Consider the following 16,178-nt stretch of genomic DNA (forward strand, 5'->3'; position numbering starts at 1 on the left):
GCTTACGGACCGCACTGCCACAGCCCCGCGAAGACGCGCTGCGCGCCGTCGGCGCGGTCGGCGGTCAGCGTCGCCGGGCGCGGCGGCGATTCGCCTCCGCCCGCCGCCGGACCGACAAGCGCGACGCGAAGCTCGAGCCCCTTGGCGAAGAATTTGGTGCCCTTCGCCATCGCGTCGAAGCCGCCATTGGCCGATATCGGTTCGACCGTGTCGCCCACCTTGACGATTCCGCGCGACGGGTCCTGCGACGCGACGTCGCCCTGCGCGAGCAGGATCGGCCGCGCGCCCTCTGCATCGGCGAAGATGCAGGCGAGTTCCCCCTTCAGCTTGGCGCCGCCGACATCCGCTTCGGTCAACGCGGCGAGCTCGATCGGCGAGCCGTCGCCGCCGCGCGTCGGGACGTCGGTCGGCTTGATCGCGGGCGGCGGCATATTGGCCGCCTTGCCATCGACAGCGACCTCGCCGTCGTGGGAAGCGGTCGGCGTTTTGTCGGTTTCGGCGGGCTGCGAACAGGCGGCGAGGGCAAGCGAAAGAGCGGTGGCGGGAAGAAACAAACTGCGCATATTCATCGGGAGAATTTATCCTTTTGATTGCCCCCGCATGGCTAACCGTCGAAAATGGCAAGCCGTTCCCTCGGCTCATCCCACCATGAGCACGATCTTTCCCACATGCGCGCCTGCCTGCATGCGCGTATGCGCCGCGGCGGCTTCGACGAGAGGGAAGGCCTGATCCATTGCAGGCCTCCACCCACCGTCGGCAAGGCGAGGCCACAAAGTACGATGGATTTCGTCGGCAAGCAGCGCCTTGAACTCCGCGCTCCGCGCGCGCAGCGTCGAACCCGTCAGCGTCAGCCGGCGGCGCATCACGTCGGCGATGTCGATTTCGACCTTCATTCCGCGCTGGAATGCGATCGTCACGTGCCGCCCGTCCTCGGTCAGACAGGCGAGGTTGCGCGGCAGATAATCGCCGCCGACCATATCGAGCACGACGTCGACGCCTTTGTCGCCAGTAAAGTCTTTCACCGCCTCGACATAGTCCGCGCTCGAATAATCGATGGCGAGGTCGGCGCCGAGCGCGGTCGCGGCGGCGCATTTGTCCGCGCTGCCACAGGTCACGATGATCTTGATATCGAACAATTTGCAGAGACCGATCGCGGTCGTGCCGATGCCACTGGTGCCGCCGTGGACCAATACCGTTTCACCCCCGCGAACATAGCCGCGCTCGAACAGATTGTGCCATACCGTGAACACGGTTTCGGGGAGCGCCGCGGCCTCGGCCATCGAAAAGCCCACCGGCACCGGCAGGCAGCTGCCGACTGGTGCGACGCAATATTCGGCATAGCCCCCGCCCGCGACGAGCGCGCAAACCGCCTGCCCCAGAAGCTCCGGATCGCCGCCCGGTCCGACGGCGACGACAGTCCCGGCAATTTCCAGTCCCGGCAGGTCGGACGCGCCCGGCGGCGGCGGATAATGGCCCATGCGCTGCAGCACATCGGGGCGGTTCACACCCGCAGCGGCGACGCGTATCAGCGCCTCGCCCGGCGCCGGCTGCGGCACTGGCCGCGTCTCCGGCTGCAAGACGTCTGGCCCGCCCGGCGCGCTGATGGCGATGGCGGTCATGCTCGATGGCAAGCTGGTCACTTCGGAAAATCCCCCACTGGTCCTGTCATTCCCCATCCCCTGCCCCGCCTTATTGACAGCGCTGCGACACGGGTCAACAGTCGCGCGCCCAAATTGGCAACAGGGACCAAAAGGATACGCCATGGACGATGACGACCTTCCCCGCCGCCGCGACGATGTTCTGACGGCGCTCGTCAAACAGCCGCTCGATCCGCTGTCGGTCGACGAACTCGACGACCGCATCGCCGCGCTGGAAGGCGAAATTGCACGCATCAAGGCGCATCGCGCCGCCGCCACGAGCCAGAAGGCCGCCGCCGAAGCGCTGTTCCGTAAGGGCTGATTACTCCGCCTCGGTGCTGAGCCCCAATTCGGGAATACCGATCGAGCGTCGCCCGCCGAAATCGGCGCGCACGACGATCACCCCCTGCTTTTCCATATATTCGACCAGCCGCCGGATGCGTCCGGGCGAGCGGCTGCCATAGGCGCGGCCGAGAATCTCGTCGTCCGGACAGGGCTCGCCGTCCATCGCCGCGCGCGCGATCTGCAGGAAGGGCGCGAACATGTCGTGCGGCAACCGGTCGGCGACGATCAGCGCCTCGCGCCAGCGCGGCTCGGCAGGATCGAACACGCCCCCTTTGGCCAGCGCGAAACGGCGGCGAAAGGCGGCAAGGTCGAGCGGCACCTTCTTCAGTTTCTGCATCCGGCAGCGCACCGAAAAATCCTGATAGAGGAAGGATTCGGGCTGGAAGGCGCAGTCGGGGTCCGACAGCATCTCCTGCAACGTCTTGATCACCACGGCATCGCTCTGCTCGGCTTCCTCTACCGCCTCGAGAATATCGAGCACGGGCGGGGCGTCGAGATCCTCGTGCAGCCCCTCGCTCGCCGCGATCCGCTCCAGCACTTCGCTCGCTGCTACGGGCTCGGGTTCGGGCGCGAAGAAGCGGGGTTGGGCGGGCGCTTCCAATTCGGTGAAGAGCATCGAGCGCATGTCCTCTCCCCCCGCCGACGGCAGCGGCATCAACCCGTGCGTGCCCAGCCGCGTCGAGGTCTGCGTCGACCCGATCCGCACCGCGATCGGTCGCCGCGAGATCGCGGGACCGAGCCCGAGGAAATGCCCGCGCTCGAGGTCGCGGATCGCCTCGGCCTGCCGCCGCTCCATGCCGAGCAGGTCGGCGGCGCGCGCCATGTCAATGTCGAGGAAGGTGCGCCCCATCAGGAAGTTGCTGGCCTCCGCAGCGACATTCTTCGCGAGCTTCGCCAGCCGCTGCGTCGCGATCGCGCCGGCAAGGCCGCGCTTGCGCCCGCGGCACATCAGGTTCGTCATCGCCGACAGGCTCGCGCGGCGGACATTGTCGGCGACGTCGCCCGCGACGCTCGGCGCGAACATCTGCGCCTCGTCGACCACGACCAGCGCCGGAAACCAATGTTCACGCGGCGCATCGAACAGTGCGTTGAGGAACGCCGCGGCGCAGGTCATCTGCGCCTCGATATCGAGCGATTCGAGACTGAGGATGATCGACGCGCGATGTTCGCGGATGCGCGCGCCCATCGCCGCAATCTCCCGCTCATTATAGTCGCCGCCGTTGATCACGACATGGCTGTACGCGTCAGCGAGCGTGACGAAATCGCCCTCGGGATCGATCACGATCTGCTGCACCAGTTCGGCGCTTTCCTCGAGGATACGGCGCAAAAGGTGCGACTTGCCCGACCCCGAATTGCCCTGGACGAGCAGGCGCGTTGCGAGCAGCTCCTGCACGTCGATGCGCACGCCCTGCCCCGTGCCGTCCGTCCCGATGTCGATGCTGGTCTTCACGCTGGCCGCCCTATCGGGGCGCTTGGGCAAAGACAACCGGGCGGGCCTTCGGATCGCCTGATTTTGCCATGCGACCTTGCCAATCGGCGCTAACGCGCCAAAAGGGCGCGCATGGATTTCGACGACCAGCTCCGACGCTATTTCGGCACCGCCGACATCGCGGCGATCCATCCCGAGGCGCACGCCGCGGGCACCGAACGCATGCGCGTCGACTTCGGGCTGGAGACGAACCCCGGCCGCCGCTTCGCGCTGTGGGCGCTGATGTATATGCTCGGTGTCGCGCCCGACCTCGACGTCGCGTTCAAGGATGAGGGCGAGCGCGATCTGGCGCGCGACTTCATGGATATGGTCGATCGGGCGGGTGAGAATTAACGTCGGAACAGCCGGCCGCATTTGAATGATTTTATTGAACTATCATTCACTTTCAAATTGCCCCAAGGAAACGATGTCTTTCCGGGGAGGGGTAGGTGGAGTTTCCACAGATAGGGCGGCCATTCGCCTACGTGCCGATGTTGCTATTGTTGCCTGCATCCGCACATGCGCAGGTAGCTCCGGAATCGCCGATTCACACAACCGTAAATGGCGCTTTCTATTTGTGCCCCCGCCTGATCGGAACCGAAGCGGCGCCACCGACCGAAGAACTGTCGAAGTTGGGCTTCGAAGCCACCGCTCCACTCGCCCCTGGCCGTAGCTTGTGGTTCAAAGGCGATGGCGGCAAAGGAAATCTGACTGTTTCATACGACCCGGCCGAAAAACGCTGCACGCTGGATTATGTTGGCGCCGGATACGAACAAATTGCCGGCATTGCGCGCGATATGGTCAAGCAAAACCGTTTCGTCAGGATTACCGGCGGCGACAGAGATGGTGCCAAGGGCGACGTATTTGAAGGCGCGGCTCGCGGGCGAGCAAAAATCGCCCGATTCATCATCATCGAAAATTACACCAACGGCTCTGCAGCGATCAGCTACTCCGAAAGGTAGCGCGGGAATCAACGCTACGTTATCCATAATACAACCCCGTCATCGTAATTTCACAAAGCCGACCGCTTTTCCCTTGCGGTGGGGCGGCGGCATCGCCACGTTATGTTTCCAAGGGGGCCGCCATCTCCCCGGCCTGGTCCCCGCAAGGAGATGAAGACCATGCCGTCCTTTTCGGAAAGCCTCGAAAAGACACTACACAATGCGCTGAAGGCCGCTTCGGAGCGTCACCACGAATATGCGACGCTCGAACATCTGCTCTTCGCGCTGATCGACGACGATCATGCCGCCGAAGTGATGCGCGCGTGCGGCGTCGCGACCGACGACCTGCAATCGGCGGTCGTCCACTATCTCGATACCGAACTCGACAGCCTGAAGGTCGAGGGGCACAGCGACCCCTCCCCGACCAGCGGATTCCAGCGCGTCGTCCAGCGCGCGATCCTGCACGTCCAGTCGTCGGGCAAGGATGAGGTGACGGGCGCCAACGTCCTCGTCGCACTCTTCTCCGAACGCGAAAGCTACGCGGTCTATTTCCTCCAACAGCAGGACCTGACGCGCCTCGACGCGGTCTCCTATTTGAGCCACGGCGTCGGCAAGGGCGGCAAGCCTTCGCCGCAGGCCGAACCCGAGGAAAAGGAAGAGACGAAGGACAAGGACAGCGCCAAGAACAAGAAGGAAACCGCGCTCGACCAGTTCACCGTCAACCTCAACGAAAAGGCGAAGGTCGGCAAGGTCGACCCGCTGATCGGCCGCAATGCCGAGGTCGATCGCACGATCCAGATCCTCTGCCGCCGCAGCAAGAACAACCCGCTCTATGTGGGCGACCCCGGCGTCGGCAAGACCGCGATCGCCGAAGGCCTCGCGCGCAAGATCATCGAGGGCGACGTGCCCGAGGTGCTGCTGCCCGCGGTCATCTATTCGCTCGACATGGGCGCGCTACTCGCGGGCACGCGCTACCGCGGCGATTTCGAGGAGCGGTTGAAACAGGTTGTGACCGAGCTCGAAGGCCTGCCGCACGCGATCCTGTTCATCGACGAGATCCACACCGTCATCGGTGCGGGCGCGACGAGCGGCGGCGCGATGGATGCGTCGAACCTGCTCAAGCCCGCGCTGTCGGGCGGCGTGATCCGCTGCATCGGCTCGACGACGTACAAGGAGTTCCGCAACCATTTCGAAAAGGACCGGGCGCTGCTGCGCCGCTTCCAGAAAATCGACGTGGTCGAACCGACGCTCGAAGATACGAAAAAGATCCTCGCGGGGCTGCGCAGCGCATTCGAGGCGCATCATCAGGTTCGTTATACGCCGGATGCGATCAACGCCGCGGTCGACCTGTCGGCGCGCTACATCAACGACCGCAAATTGCCCGACAAGGCGATCGACGTGATCGACGAAGTCGGCGCGATGCAGATGCTCGTCGCTCCGTCGAAGCGCAAGAAGACGATCACCGCGAAAGAAATCGAAGCGGTGATCGCGACAATGGCGCGCATCCCGCCCAAGTCGGTATCGACCGACGACAAGGCGACGCTCGCCAGCCTCGAAACCGACCTGAAGCGCGTCGTGTTCGGCCAGAACACCGCGATCGAAGTGCTGTCGTCGGCGATCAAGCTGAGCCGCGCGGGCCTGCGCGATCCCGAAAAGCCGATCGGCAACTATCTCTTCTCGGGCCCGACCGGCGTCGGCAAGACCGAGGTCGCAAAGCAATTGGCTTCGATCATGGGCATCCCGCTCCAGCGCTTCGACATGAGCGAATATATGGAGCGGCACAGCGTGTCGCGCCTGATCGGCGCACCGCCGGGCTATGTCGGTTATGATCAGGGCGGGCTGCTCACCGATGCGATCGACCAGAATCCGCATTGCGTGCTGCTGCTCGACGAGATCGAAAAGGCGCATCCCGACCTGTTCAACATCTTGCTGCAGGTGATGGACAACGGCCGCCTGACCGATCACCACGGCAAGACGGTCGATTTCCGCAACGTCATCCTGATCATGACGACCAATGCGGGCGCCAGCGACATGGCGCGCGAATCGATCGGTTTCGGCCAGTCGACGCGCGAGGATGTGCAGGAAGAGGCGGTGAAGCGCATGTTCACCCCCGAATTCCGCAACCGCCTCGATGCGATCGTACCTTTCGGCTATTTGCCGCCCGAGGTTGTCGCGCGCGTCGTCGACAAGTTCATCCTCGAACTCGAACTGCAACTCGCCGACCGCAACGTCCACATCCAGCTGGACGATGCGGCGCGCGAATGGCTGACCGGCAAGGGCTATGACAAGCTCTATGGCGCGCGCCCGATGGGCCGCCTGATCCAGGAGAAGATCAAGCAGCCGCTCGCCGAGGAACTGCTGTTCGGCAAGCTGGTCCATGGCGGCGAGGTCAAGGTGAAGATGAAGACCGGCGAGGACGCCCATGTCGGCAATCCGCTGGCCTTCGAAATCACCCCCGCCGCGCCGAAGGCGGGCAAGGGCAAGGCGAAGCCCGACAAGGCGAAGAAGGCGGCGGAGTAACTAGCTCCCCTCCCGCAGGCGGGAGGGGCAGCGAGACTCGCGGGCCTGCCCGCTAGTCGCAACGGGGTGGGCGCCGCGACGGTGCTTGCCCCCCCCCCCAAACCCCTCCCGCAAGCGGGAGGGGCTTACTGCCCTCGCAATTCGGCGCCACATCGCCTATATCGCTTCCCATGTACGACTATGTCTCCGTAACCGCCGGCGATGCGGCGAGCCCCACTCCCGTGCGCGACGGCACGATCAAGCTGCACGACGAAGCGGGCTTTGTTGGCATGCGCAAGGCGGGGCGGCTGTCGGCTGAAATCCTCGATGCGCTGGTTCCCTTCGTCCAGCCGGGCGTGACCACCGCCGCAATCGACGACCTTGTCCGCACGATGATGCTCGACGGCGGCGGTATCCCCGCGACACTCGGCTATCGCGGCTTCACGCACAGCTGCTGCACGAGCATCAACCATGTCGTGTGCCACGGTATCCCCGACGACAAGCCGGTGCGCGAGGGCGATATCGTCAATATCGACGTCACCAGCATCGTCGACGGCTGGCACGGCGACACCAGCCGCATGTATCTGGTCGGCGATGCTCCGATCAAGGCAAAGCGCCTCGTCGAAGTCACCTATGAATGCCTGATGCTCGGCATCGAGCAGGCAAAGCCCGGCAACCGCATGGGCGACGTCGCGCATGCGATCCAGAGCCACGCCGAGCGCCACCGCTATTCGGTCGTGCGCGATTTCTGTGGCCACGGGCTCGGCCAGATGTTCCACGATGCGCCCGAAGTGGTCCACGCGGGACGCCCCGGCACCGGGCCGGAGCTGCGCCCCGGCATGTTCTTCACGATCGAGCCAATGATCAACACCGGCAAATTTGCAGTGAAGATGCTGGCCGACGGCTGGACCGCGGTGACGCGCGACCGCTCGCTCTCGGCGCAGTTCGAGCACAGCATCGGGATCACCGAGACCGGCTGCGAGATTTTCACCGCCAGCCCCAAGGGTCTGAACGCGCCGCCTTGGAACTGAGCCTCCTTCCCTCTCGATGGGAGAAGGATATGAAGCCTTAAGCCGAACGCATTAGGCGAAGTTGGTTGAGGGTGGCGGCGCGCCATCACGCGATCGCCTCAGACCGCCCCCCCCCCCCCCACCGCCGCGACTTGCCATCGAGCTGGCAAGTCTCGCTGCCTCCCCCAACAAGGGGGAGGATAAGCGATCCCCCTCTCGCCGCCCCCCATTTTCCCGCTTGCACCCTCGCGCCTTCGCGCGCAGACTTGACGTTAACGTCAAGATAGGCGTCAAAACGGGAGAGCAAGGGATGGCGAAACGGGTCTTTTCGACTGCGCTGCTGGGCTGTGCGGCACTGGTATTGGCTTCATGCAACGCATCGAAGAATGAGAGCCTCTCGGGCAGCGCGTCGCTCGACGACGCAGAGAAAGCCAGCGAGACCCTGCTCAAAACCGGGGGTAACGGCGACGATTGGGGCGCGATCGGCTACAGCTACGACGAACAGCGTTTCAGCCCGCTCACCGACATCAACGACCGGAATGTGGGCGAGCTCGGCATCGCGTGGACTGCCGATCTCGACGACGCGCGCGGGCAGGAGGCGACCCCGGTCGTCGTCGATGGCGTGATGTATGTGACGCACGCTTGGTCAAAGGTCAGTGCATGGGACGCCGCGACGGGCAAGTCGCTATGGAAGTTCGACCCCAAGGTGCCGGGCGAGCGGGCGGTTTCGGCCTGCTGCGACGTCGTCAACCGCGGCGTCGCCGTGTGGGGCGACAAGGTCTTCGTCGGCGCGCTCGACGGTCGCCTGATCGCACTCGACAAAAAGACCGGCAAGGAACTCTGGTCGACCCAGACCTTCGACACCTCGAAACCCTATACGATCACCGGCGCTCCGCGCGTCGTGAAGGACATGGTGCTGATCGGCAACGGCGGCGCCGAATTCGGGGTGCGCGGCTATGTCACCGCTTATGACGCCGACACCGGCAAGGAACGCTGGCGCTTCTACACCGCACCCAATCCGACCAAGGCAAAGGACGGGGCGGCATCCGACGATATTTTCGCCAGCAAGGCGAACGCCACATGGTCCGACACGGGCGAATGGCAGACCTCGGGCGGCGGCGGCACCGTTTGGGACGCGATCGTCTACGACAAGGATCTTGACCAGATCTACCTCGGCGTCGGCAATGGCAACCCGTGGAACCATGGCACGCGCTCGAACGGCGAAGGCGACAACTGGTTCCTCTCGTCGATCGTCGCGCTCGAGGCGACGACGGGCAAATATAAATGGCATTATCAGGAAACGCCGGCCGAGACGTGGGACTATACCGCGACCCAGCCGATCATCCTCGCCGAGCAGGCGGTGAACGGCACGCCGACCAAAGTGTTGTATCACGCACCGAAAAACGGCTTCTTCTTCACCATCGACCGCACAAACGGCAAGCTGATCGATGCCAAGCCCTTCGTCGACGGGATCAATTGGGCGACCGGCTATGACCTCGCCACGGGCCGCCCGATCGAAAATCCCGAGGCACGCTTCTACAGGACGGGCAAACCCTTCATCGCCATCCCCGGCGCATTGGGCGCACACAACTGGCATCCGATGAGCTTCAACCCGGCAACCGGCTTCGTTTATATCCCCGCGCAGCAGATCCCCCAGGGTTATCTTCAGGACATGACCGAGCTCGACAAGCGCAAGGTCGTCGGCTTCAACATCGGCTCCTCGTTGACCGCAACGATGATGCCCGACGACAAGGCCGCCTATCGCGCCGCGGTCGCCGCAACCACCGGGCGCCTCGTCGCCTTCGACCCGCGGACCGGCAAGGTCGCCTGGGCGGTCGATCATCCCGCGGCGTGGAACGGCGGCACGATGACGACGGCCGGCAATCTCGTCTTCCAGGGCACCAGCACCGGGCGCTTCCGTGCCTATGCCGCCGACACCGGCAAGCAATTGCTCGACCTCGACATGCAATCGGGGATCGTCAGCGCGCCCTCGACCTTCCGCGTCGGCGGCGTGCAATATGTCGCCTTCCAGACGAGCAAGGGCGGCGCCTTCCCACTCGTTGCCGGGGTCGCCGGCGGCGTGACGCGCAAGGTGCCCAACATTCCGCGCCTCGTCGTGATGAAGATCGGCGGCACGATGCAGCTTCCCGCCCCGCCGGTTTCGGCGGCGCTGGCGTGGAACCCGCCGCCCCAGTTCGGCACGCCGGCGCAAATCGCCGCGGGCAAGGCGCATTTCGGTCGCTATTGCATCGTCTGCCACGGCGACAGCGCGATCGGCAACGGCTTCACCCCCGACCTGCGCGTCTCGGGTACGCTCACCAATGCCGATGCGTGGAAATCGGTGATCTTGGATGGCGCGCTCAAGGATCGCGGAATGGTCAGTTTTGCACGCGTGCTCACACCCGCCGATGCCGAGGCGCTGCGCGCATATGTCATCGACCGGTCGAACTGGACCAAGGCCAATCTGCCCGAGGCGTCGGCGCCGATGGGACGCTGATTGCCCAAATTTTAAGCACCGAAACAACGCCGTTGCTCACAGCTTGGGCAACGGCGCCATTTCGTTTCAAAATTCTTACCAAATCCCCGCGATTCGCCAATTGGCACGGCTTTTGATTGGTGCAAGATGGCGGGACATCGCACCGACTCGACGGCAGACCGAACCAGGCAGGCCTGATCCGGCTTGACGCGCAAGGAGCGGCGGCCAGCCCAAAGGGGGACGAAAAGCGTGAAGAAGATTGAGGCGATCATCAAGCCGTTCAAGCTCGACGAAGTGAAGGAAGCGCTGCACGAAGTCGGTGTCAGCGGGATTACCGTCACCGAGGCCAAGGGGTTCGGACGGCAGAAGGGTCACACCGAACTCTACCGCGGCGCGGAATATGTCGTCGACTTTCTGCCCAAGGTGAAACTGGAAGTCATCGTCGAGGACTCGATGGCCGAACGCGTCGTGGAGGCGATCGCCGCCGCAGCGCAGACCGGCCGCATTGGCGATGGCAAGATCTTCGTCATCCCCGTGGAAACGGCGCTCCGCATTCGCACCGGCGAGCGCAACGAGGACGCACTCTGATCTTTCGCAATTTTCGAAAACCCGAAAACCCCCGGCACGCCGGACCATTTCGCAAGAAGGAAGCATAGACGATGGCTACGAAGCCCAAGGATATCATCGCGCGGATCAAGGATAACGACATCGAGTGGGTCGACCTGCGCTTCACCGACCCCAAGGGTAAATGGCAGCACCTGACCATGTGCGCCGGCGTCATCGACGAGGATTCGCTCGAGGACGGCCTGATGTTCGACGGCTCGTCGATCGAGGGTTGGAAGGCGATCAACGAGTCGGACATGATCCTGAAACCCGACCTCGACGCCGTCTATGACGATCCCTTCTCGGCCACTCCGATGCTCGTCATGTTCTGCGACATCGTCGAGCCCTCGACCGGCGAAGGCTATGCCCGCGACCCCCGCACCACCGCCAAGCGCGCCGAAGCCTATGTCGCCTCGACCGGCATCGGCGACACCGTCTATGTCGGCCCCGAAGCCGAATTCTTCATGTTCGACGACGTTCGTTTCGAAACCGGCTACAACAAGTCGGGTTTCGAAATCGACGATATCGAACTGCCGACGAACACGGGCCGCAGCTATGAGGGCGGCAACCTCGGTCACCGTCCGCGCGCCAAGGGCGGCTATTTCCCCGTCGCGCCGGTCGACAGCGCGGTCGACATCCGCGCCGAGATGGTGTCGACGATGCTCGAAATGGGCCTGCCCTGCGACAAGCATCACCATGAAGTCGCCGCGGCGCAGCACGAGCTCGGCCTGACCTTCGGTACGCTGACGCAGACCGCCGACCGCATGCAGATCTATAAATATGTCGTGCACCAGGTCGCGCATGCTTATGGCAAGACCGCGACCTTCATGCCCAAGCCGATCAAGGACGATAATGGCAGCGGCATGCACACGCACATCTCGATCTGGGAAAAGGGCAAGCCGCTCTTCGCGGGCAATGGCTATGCCGGCCTCAGCGACATGTGTCTTTATTTCATCGGCGGCGTGATCAAGCACGCCAAGGCGCTCAATGCCTTCACCAACCCGACCACGAACAGCTACAAGCGCCTCGTCCCGGGTTTCGAAGCGCCGGTTCTGCTCGCCTATTCGTCGCGCAACCGCTCGGCTTCGTGCCGCATCCCCTATGGCGCTGGCGCCAAGGCGAAGCGCGTCGAATTCCGTTTCCCCGACGCGATGGCGAACCCCTATCTTTGCTATTCGGCGCTGCTGATGGCGGGGCTCGACGGCATCCAGAACAAGATTCACCCCGGCGACGCGATGGACAAGAATCTCTACGACCTGCCGCCCGAAGAACTGGCCGAAGTGCCGACCGTCTGCGGAAGCTTGCGCGAAGCGCTCGACAGCCTCGCCGCCGACCACGACTTCCTGCTCAAGGGCGACGTGTTCTCGAAGGACCAGATCGAAGCCTATATCGAACTGAAGTGGGCCGAGGTTTACAATTTCGAACAGACGCCGAGCCCGGTCGAATTCGACATGTACTACAGCGCCTGATCGCACGCGATCAGCGACGCCAAGGGGGCGTCCGGTTCGGGGGAACCGGGCGCCCTTTTTGCATGGGCCCTCGCGGCCATGTTTACGTCGGCCGTGATTGCGCGCCTGCGGGGCGCACACCCTCCCTACCGCTTACGCTTTGGTAAGCCCGCGCGGCTAAAAGCGGCCGCGTCTACAAGCGGGGGTATGTCCGATGTTCCGAATGATGATCCCGGTCGCGGCGCTGTTTCTTGCCACCGGCTGCGGCAAGATGGTCGAGCTGGCGAACCAGACGCACACCGTTGCCGCGCCACGCGAAGAGGTGTTCGCCCGGATGTTCGGCGACGACAGCATGTTCGCGGGCCTGCCGCTCGTCACCAACGGCGGATCGACGCGGCTCTATGAACTCGTCACCAAAAAAGGCGAACCGGGGTTCGAGAAGATGGTGCCGGAGGAACGGCCCGAGGCCTATAAGATCAAGATCGCGGTCGCCATGGAAATCCCGCGCGAGGCGCATCTGATCTACAGCGTCGACGATGGCGCGCTCGAAACGGGGCTGAAGTTCACGTTCGAGGAATTGGCCCCGGATCGGACCCGCGTGGCGTTCGCCATCGACGAACTGAGCGGCGACGGCGCGAAGGGTCTGCAGGTCAACAGATCCGCGCTGAGGCGGATCGCGCGCGATGCGCTGAACAAGCTCGACGATTTCGAACAGGTCGACGAAGCGGCCTGACGCGCGCCCACGAACAGCGCGGTTGCGCGGGTGGTCCGCAAATGCCACCTTGCCGCGATCAAGATCGCAAAAGGGGTTCTGCATCATGCGGATACGCGCCATTTTTCTTTCTCCGCTGCTTCTGACCGGCTGCGGAGGGGGCGATGGCGGAACGTCGCCCGAAGCGAACGCCCCGCCGGCATTCACCTCGCTCCAGACCGCGAGCGTCGCCGAAAACGGCGTTGCGGCCTATCAGGCAGCGGCCACCGATCCCAACGGCGACGCGCTGACCTTCACCATCGACGGCGGCGCCGACGCGGCGCACTTTTCGATCACTGCCGCGGGCGCACTGCGTTTCAATGCGGCGCCCGACTATGACCTTCCGGGCGATGCCGACGGCGACAATGTCTATTCGGTGCGGTTGAACGTCAGCGACGGCAGAACGGCCGTCAGCCAGACGGTCAATGTCACGGTGACCAACTCGAAGGAAGGCATATCGGTCCAGCGCGTCGGTAGCGGATTCAACCAACCGACTTTCCTTCTCGGCATTCCGGGCAGCAGCGACGTCTATGTGCTCGAGAAAGCCGGGAGGGTCTATCGCCTGACCCCGTCGACCGGCGCAAAGACGCTGCTCTTCACGATCGGCGACCTGTCTACCGATGGCGAGCGCGGCCTGCTCGGCATGGCGCTACTGCCCAACCCGGCGAATGCGGATCGCTTCATGATCTATTGCACCAATGCCGCCGGCGACATCGAGATTCGCGAATATGGCAGCCTCTCCGGATCGCCGCGTATATTGGCGAGGCTGACGGTTCCGCATCCCGGGGCGAATAACCATAATGGCGGCGCGATGGCCTTTGGTCCCGACGGCTTGCTCTATGTCGGGGTGGGTGATGGCGGGGGCGTGGGCGATCCCGGCAACAATGCCCAGAATCCCAATTCGCGGCTCGGCAAAATATTGCGTATCCGCGTGGTCGAAGACCCCTATGCGGGTGCATCGGTTCCCAGCGACGAGGGTTTCCTGGCGCCCGCGCCGGGCAATCCCTATCTCGCCGGTGGAGGCGACCGCTATGTCTACGCGCTCGGCCTGCGCAATCCGTTCCGTTTTTCCTTCTCGGGATCGACGCTGATCATCGGCGACGTCGGTCAGGGTGCCGTCGAAGAAATCGATATGGTGACGACCACCCAGCCGGGCCTCAATTTCGGCTGGCGCTTCAGGGAAGGCACCCAGCCCTATAGCGGCACGCCGCCCGGCGGGCTGACCGATCCGGTCGCCGAATATGGCCATGGCGACGGCCCGCGACAGGGCAAGTCGATTACCGGCGGCTATGTCTATCGCGGCCCGGTCACCTCGCTTCAGGGTCAATATGTCTTCGCGGACTTCGTTTCGGACAATATCTGGACGATTCCCTTTGCCGGTTTCATCCCCGGACAGACGCTCGCGTCGTCGCGTTTCGCGCTGCGGAACGAGGATTTCGCGCCCGACGCGGGGACGCTGAACTCGATCGCCTCCTTTGGCGAGGACAGCGCGGGCAATCTGTTCATAGTCAGTCTCGGCGGCGATATTTTCATGGTGCGGCAAGGAAGCTGATCGCTGCCTCGGTATCCTGGCCGGACGGGAGAGGTTGCCGGGGCACGCCCAAGACGGCAGAAGGGAGGCGTTCAGAGGAGCCCCCCATGAAATCATTGCCCTTCGCCGCGCTCGTCGTCCTCCAGCTCGCCCTCGCGCCCACCGCCGAGGCAAAGCTCAGCAAGGCGGAAAGCAGCATGGTGCACACCGTCGCAGCCGAAAGCGAGCGCAGCGTCGCGCTGCTCGAAAAGCTGGTCAACCAGAACAGCGGCTCGCTCAACCTCGCAGGGGTCGAAAAGGTCGGTGCGATGATGCGCGCCGAACTCGAACCCCTTGGTTTCAAAGTCGAATGGAAACCGATGCACGAAACCGGCCGCGCCGGACATCTGATCGCGACGCACGCCGGCAGGCCCGACACCAAGCGCCTGCTCCTCATCGCGCATCTCGATACGGTATTCGAACCTGATTCGCCGTTCCAGCGCTTCGAGCGCATGGGCGACAAGGCGAAAGGTCCGGGCGCCGGCGACGACAAGGGCGGAATGGTCGTCGTCGTCGCGGCGCTGCGCGCGATGCACAAGGCGGGAACGCTGAAGGGCGCGAACATCGAATTTCATATGACCGGCGACGAGGAAGATGCGGGCGACCCGGTCGATACAGCGCGCGCCGACCTGATCGCCGCGGGCAAGCGTGTCGACGTCGCGCTGGGGTTCGAGGGGCTGGTCCGCGATGGCGGCGCCGACATGAGCTCGATCGCCCGGCGCTCGTCAGAAAGCTGGCAAGTCACCGCAACGGGCAAGACGGGACACAGTTCGGGCATTTTCAGCGCCGATTCCGGCGACGGCGCGATCTATGAACTCGCGCGCATCATCCACCGCTTTCGCACCGAGCTGCCCGAACCGAACCTGACCTTCAACGTCGGGCTGATCGCGGGCGGCGAGCAGGTGTCGCTCGACGAGGGCAAGATTCGCGCAAGCGCGAACGGCAAGACCAACATCATCGCCGCCACCGCGATTGCGCGCGGCGACCTGCGCACGCTGTCGGGCGAGCAGGCGGCGCGGGTGAAGGAAAAGATGGCCGCGATCGTTGCCGATCACGCCCCCGGCACCGGGGCCACGCTCGCTTTCGACCCCGGCGGCTATCCGGCGATGGCGCCCACCGATGGCAACCGCGCGTTGCTGATCCGGCTCAACGCCGTCAACCGCGACCTCGGACTGGCCGAAATGGCCGCGCTCGATCCATTAAAGCGCGGCGCCGCCGACATCAGTTTCGTCGCGCCGCACGTCGACAGCCTCGCCGGACTTGGCGCCTATTCGACGGGCGATCACGGCCCCGAGGAAACGGTCGACATCCCCAGCATCACGCGGCAAGCGACGCGTGCTGCCATCCTGATGTCACGCCTTTCTGCTGAAAAGCGCTAAACTGCCGCGTTTGGCAGTTGGCCTCGCTTGATTCATCCGCCACAGTGATTA

The 16,178-nt window shown here is 64.1% G+C and carries 14 protein-coding genes; 11 read left to right on the forward strand and 3 right to left on the reverse strand.

Annotated features, from left to right (window positions below):
• Positions 1–2: 2 nt before the first annotated feature.
• Together HDC35_RS08225 and HDC35_RS08230 are read right to left on the reverse strand one after the other, a co-directional pair.
• Complete coding sequence (locus HDC35_RS08225) at positions 3–569, reverse strand: hypothetical protein (protein ID WP_184645577.1); 567 nt, start codon at positions 567–569, stop codon at positions 3–5.
• 69 nt (positions 570–638) lie between these two features.
• Positions 639–1,619 (reverse strand): NAD(P)H-quinone oxidoreductase, encoded by a 981-nt coding sequence (locus HDC35_RS08230; protein WP_260397626.1) that lies wholly within the window; start codon positions 1,617–1,619, stop codon positions 639–641.
• A gap of 142 nt (positions 1,620–1,761) precedes the next feature.
• Here HDC35_RS08230 and HDC35_RS08235 point away from each other — a divergent pair, with 142 nt between their 5' ends.
• Positions 1,762–1,959: a DUF1192 domain-containing protein gene (locus HDC35_RS08235; protein WP_184645581.1), complete on the forward strand. Its 198-nt coding sequence runs from the start codon at positions 1,762–1,764 to the stop codon at positions 1,957–1,959.
• Here HDC35_RS08235 and HDC35_RS08240 read toward each other — a convergent pair whose 3' ends face one another.
• Positions 1,960–3,432: an ATP-binding protein gene (locus tag HDC35_RS08240; RefSeq protein ID WP_184645583.1), complete on the reverse strand. Its 1,473-nt coding sequence runs from the start codon at positions 3,430–3,432 to the stop codon at positions 1,960–1,962.
• A gap of 111 nt (positions 3,433–3,543) precedes the next feature.
• On the opposite strand from HDC35_RS08240, the gene HDC35_RS08245 reads away from it, so the two are divergent.
• The 10 genes from HDC35_RS08245 (at position 3,544) to HDC35_RS08290 (ending at position 16,127) form a co-directional block, all read left to right on the forward strand.
• The gene (locus tag HDC35_RS08245) at positions 3,544–3,804 is read left to right on the forward strand and encodes a hypothetical protein (RefSeq protein WP_184645585.1); all 261 of its coding nucleotides are present in this window, start codon (positions 3,544–3,546) and stop codon (positions 3,802–3,804) included.
• A 95-nt stretch (positions 3,805–3,899) separates the two neighbouring features.
• Positions 3,900–4,412 (forward strand): hypothetical protein, encoded by a 513-nt coding sequence (locus HDC35_RS08250; protein ID WP_184645587.1) that lies wholly within the window; start codon positions 3,900–3,902, stop codon positions 4,410–4,412.
• Positions 4,413–4,571: 159 nt separating this feature from the next.
• Positions 4,572–6,911 (forward strand): ATP-dependent Clp protease ATP-binding subunit ClpA, encoded by a 2,340-nt coding sequence (clpA, locus tag HDC35_RS08255; protein WP_184645589.1) that lies wholly within the window; start codon positions 4,572–4,574, stop codon positions 6,909–6,911.
• Positions 6,912–7,081: 170 nt separating this feature from the next.
• A complete protein-coding gene (gene map, locus HDC35_RS08260) occupies positions 7,082–7,921 on the forward strand; it encodes a type I methionyl aminopeptidase (protein WP_184645591.1) in 840 nt (279 codons plus the stop codon).
• A 289-nt stretch (positions 7,922–8,210) separates the two neighbouring features.
• On the forward strand, positions 8,211–10,397 hold the full coding sequence (locus tag HDC35_RS08265; RefSeq protein ID WP_184645593.1) for a PQQ-dependent dehydrogenase, methanol/ethanol family: 2,187 nt from the start codon (positions 8,211–8,213) through the stop codon (positions 10,395–10,397).
• A 228-nt stretch (positions 10,398–10,625) separates the two neighbouring features.
• A complete protein-coding gene (locus tag HDC35_RS08270; RefSeq protein ID WP_037518110.1) occupies positions 10,626–10,964 on the forward strand; it encodes a P-II family nitrogen regulator in 339 nt (112 codons plus the stop codon).
• A gap of 71 nt (positions 10,965–11,035) precedes the next feature.
• The gene (gene glnA, locus HDC35_RS08275) at positions 11,036–12,448 is read left to right on the forward strand and encodes a type I glutamate--ammonia ligase (protein ID WP_184645595.1); all 1,413 of its coding nucleotides are present in this window, start codon (positions 11,036–11,038) and stop codon (positions 12,446–12,448) included.
• 193 nt (positions 12,449–12,641) lie between these two features.
• Positions 12,642–13,160 (forward strand): hypothetical protein, encoded by a 519-nt coding sequence (locus tag HDC35_RS08280; protein WP_184645597.1) that lies wholly within the window; start codon positions 12,642–12,644, stop codon positions 13,158–13,160.
• A gap of 85 nt (positions 13,161–13,245) precedes the next feature.
• Positions 13,246–14,730 (forward strand): sorbosone dehydrogenase family protein, encoded by a 1,485-nt coding sequence (locus HDC35_RS08285; RefSeq protein WP_184645599.1) that lies wholly within the window; start codon positions 13,246–13,248, stop codon positions 14,728–14,730.
• Between the two features lie 86 nt (positions 14,731–14,816).
• On the forward strand, positions 14,817–16,127 hold the full coding sequence (locus HDC35_RS08290) for a M20/M25/M40 family metallo-hydrolase (RefSeq protein WP_184645601.1): 1,311 nt from the start codon (positions 14,817–14,819) through the stop codon (positions 16,125–16,127).
• Positions 16,128–16,178 lie beyond the last annotated feature (51 nt).

This window comes from Sphingopyxis sp. JAI128 (assembly GCF_014207235.1).
Lineage (GTDB): Bacteria > Pseudomonadota > Alphaproteobacteria > Sphingomonadales > Sphingomonadaceae > Sphingopyxis.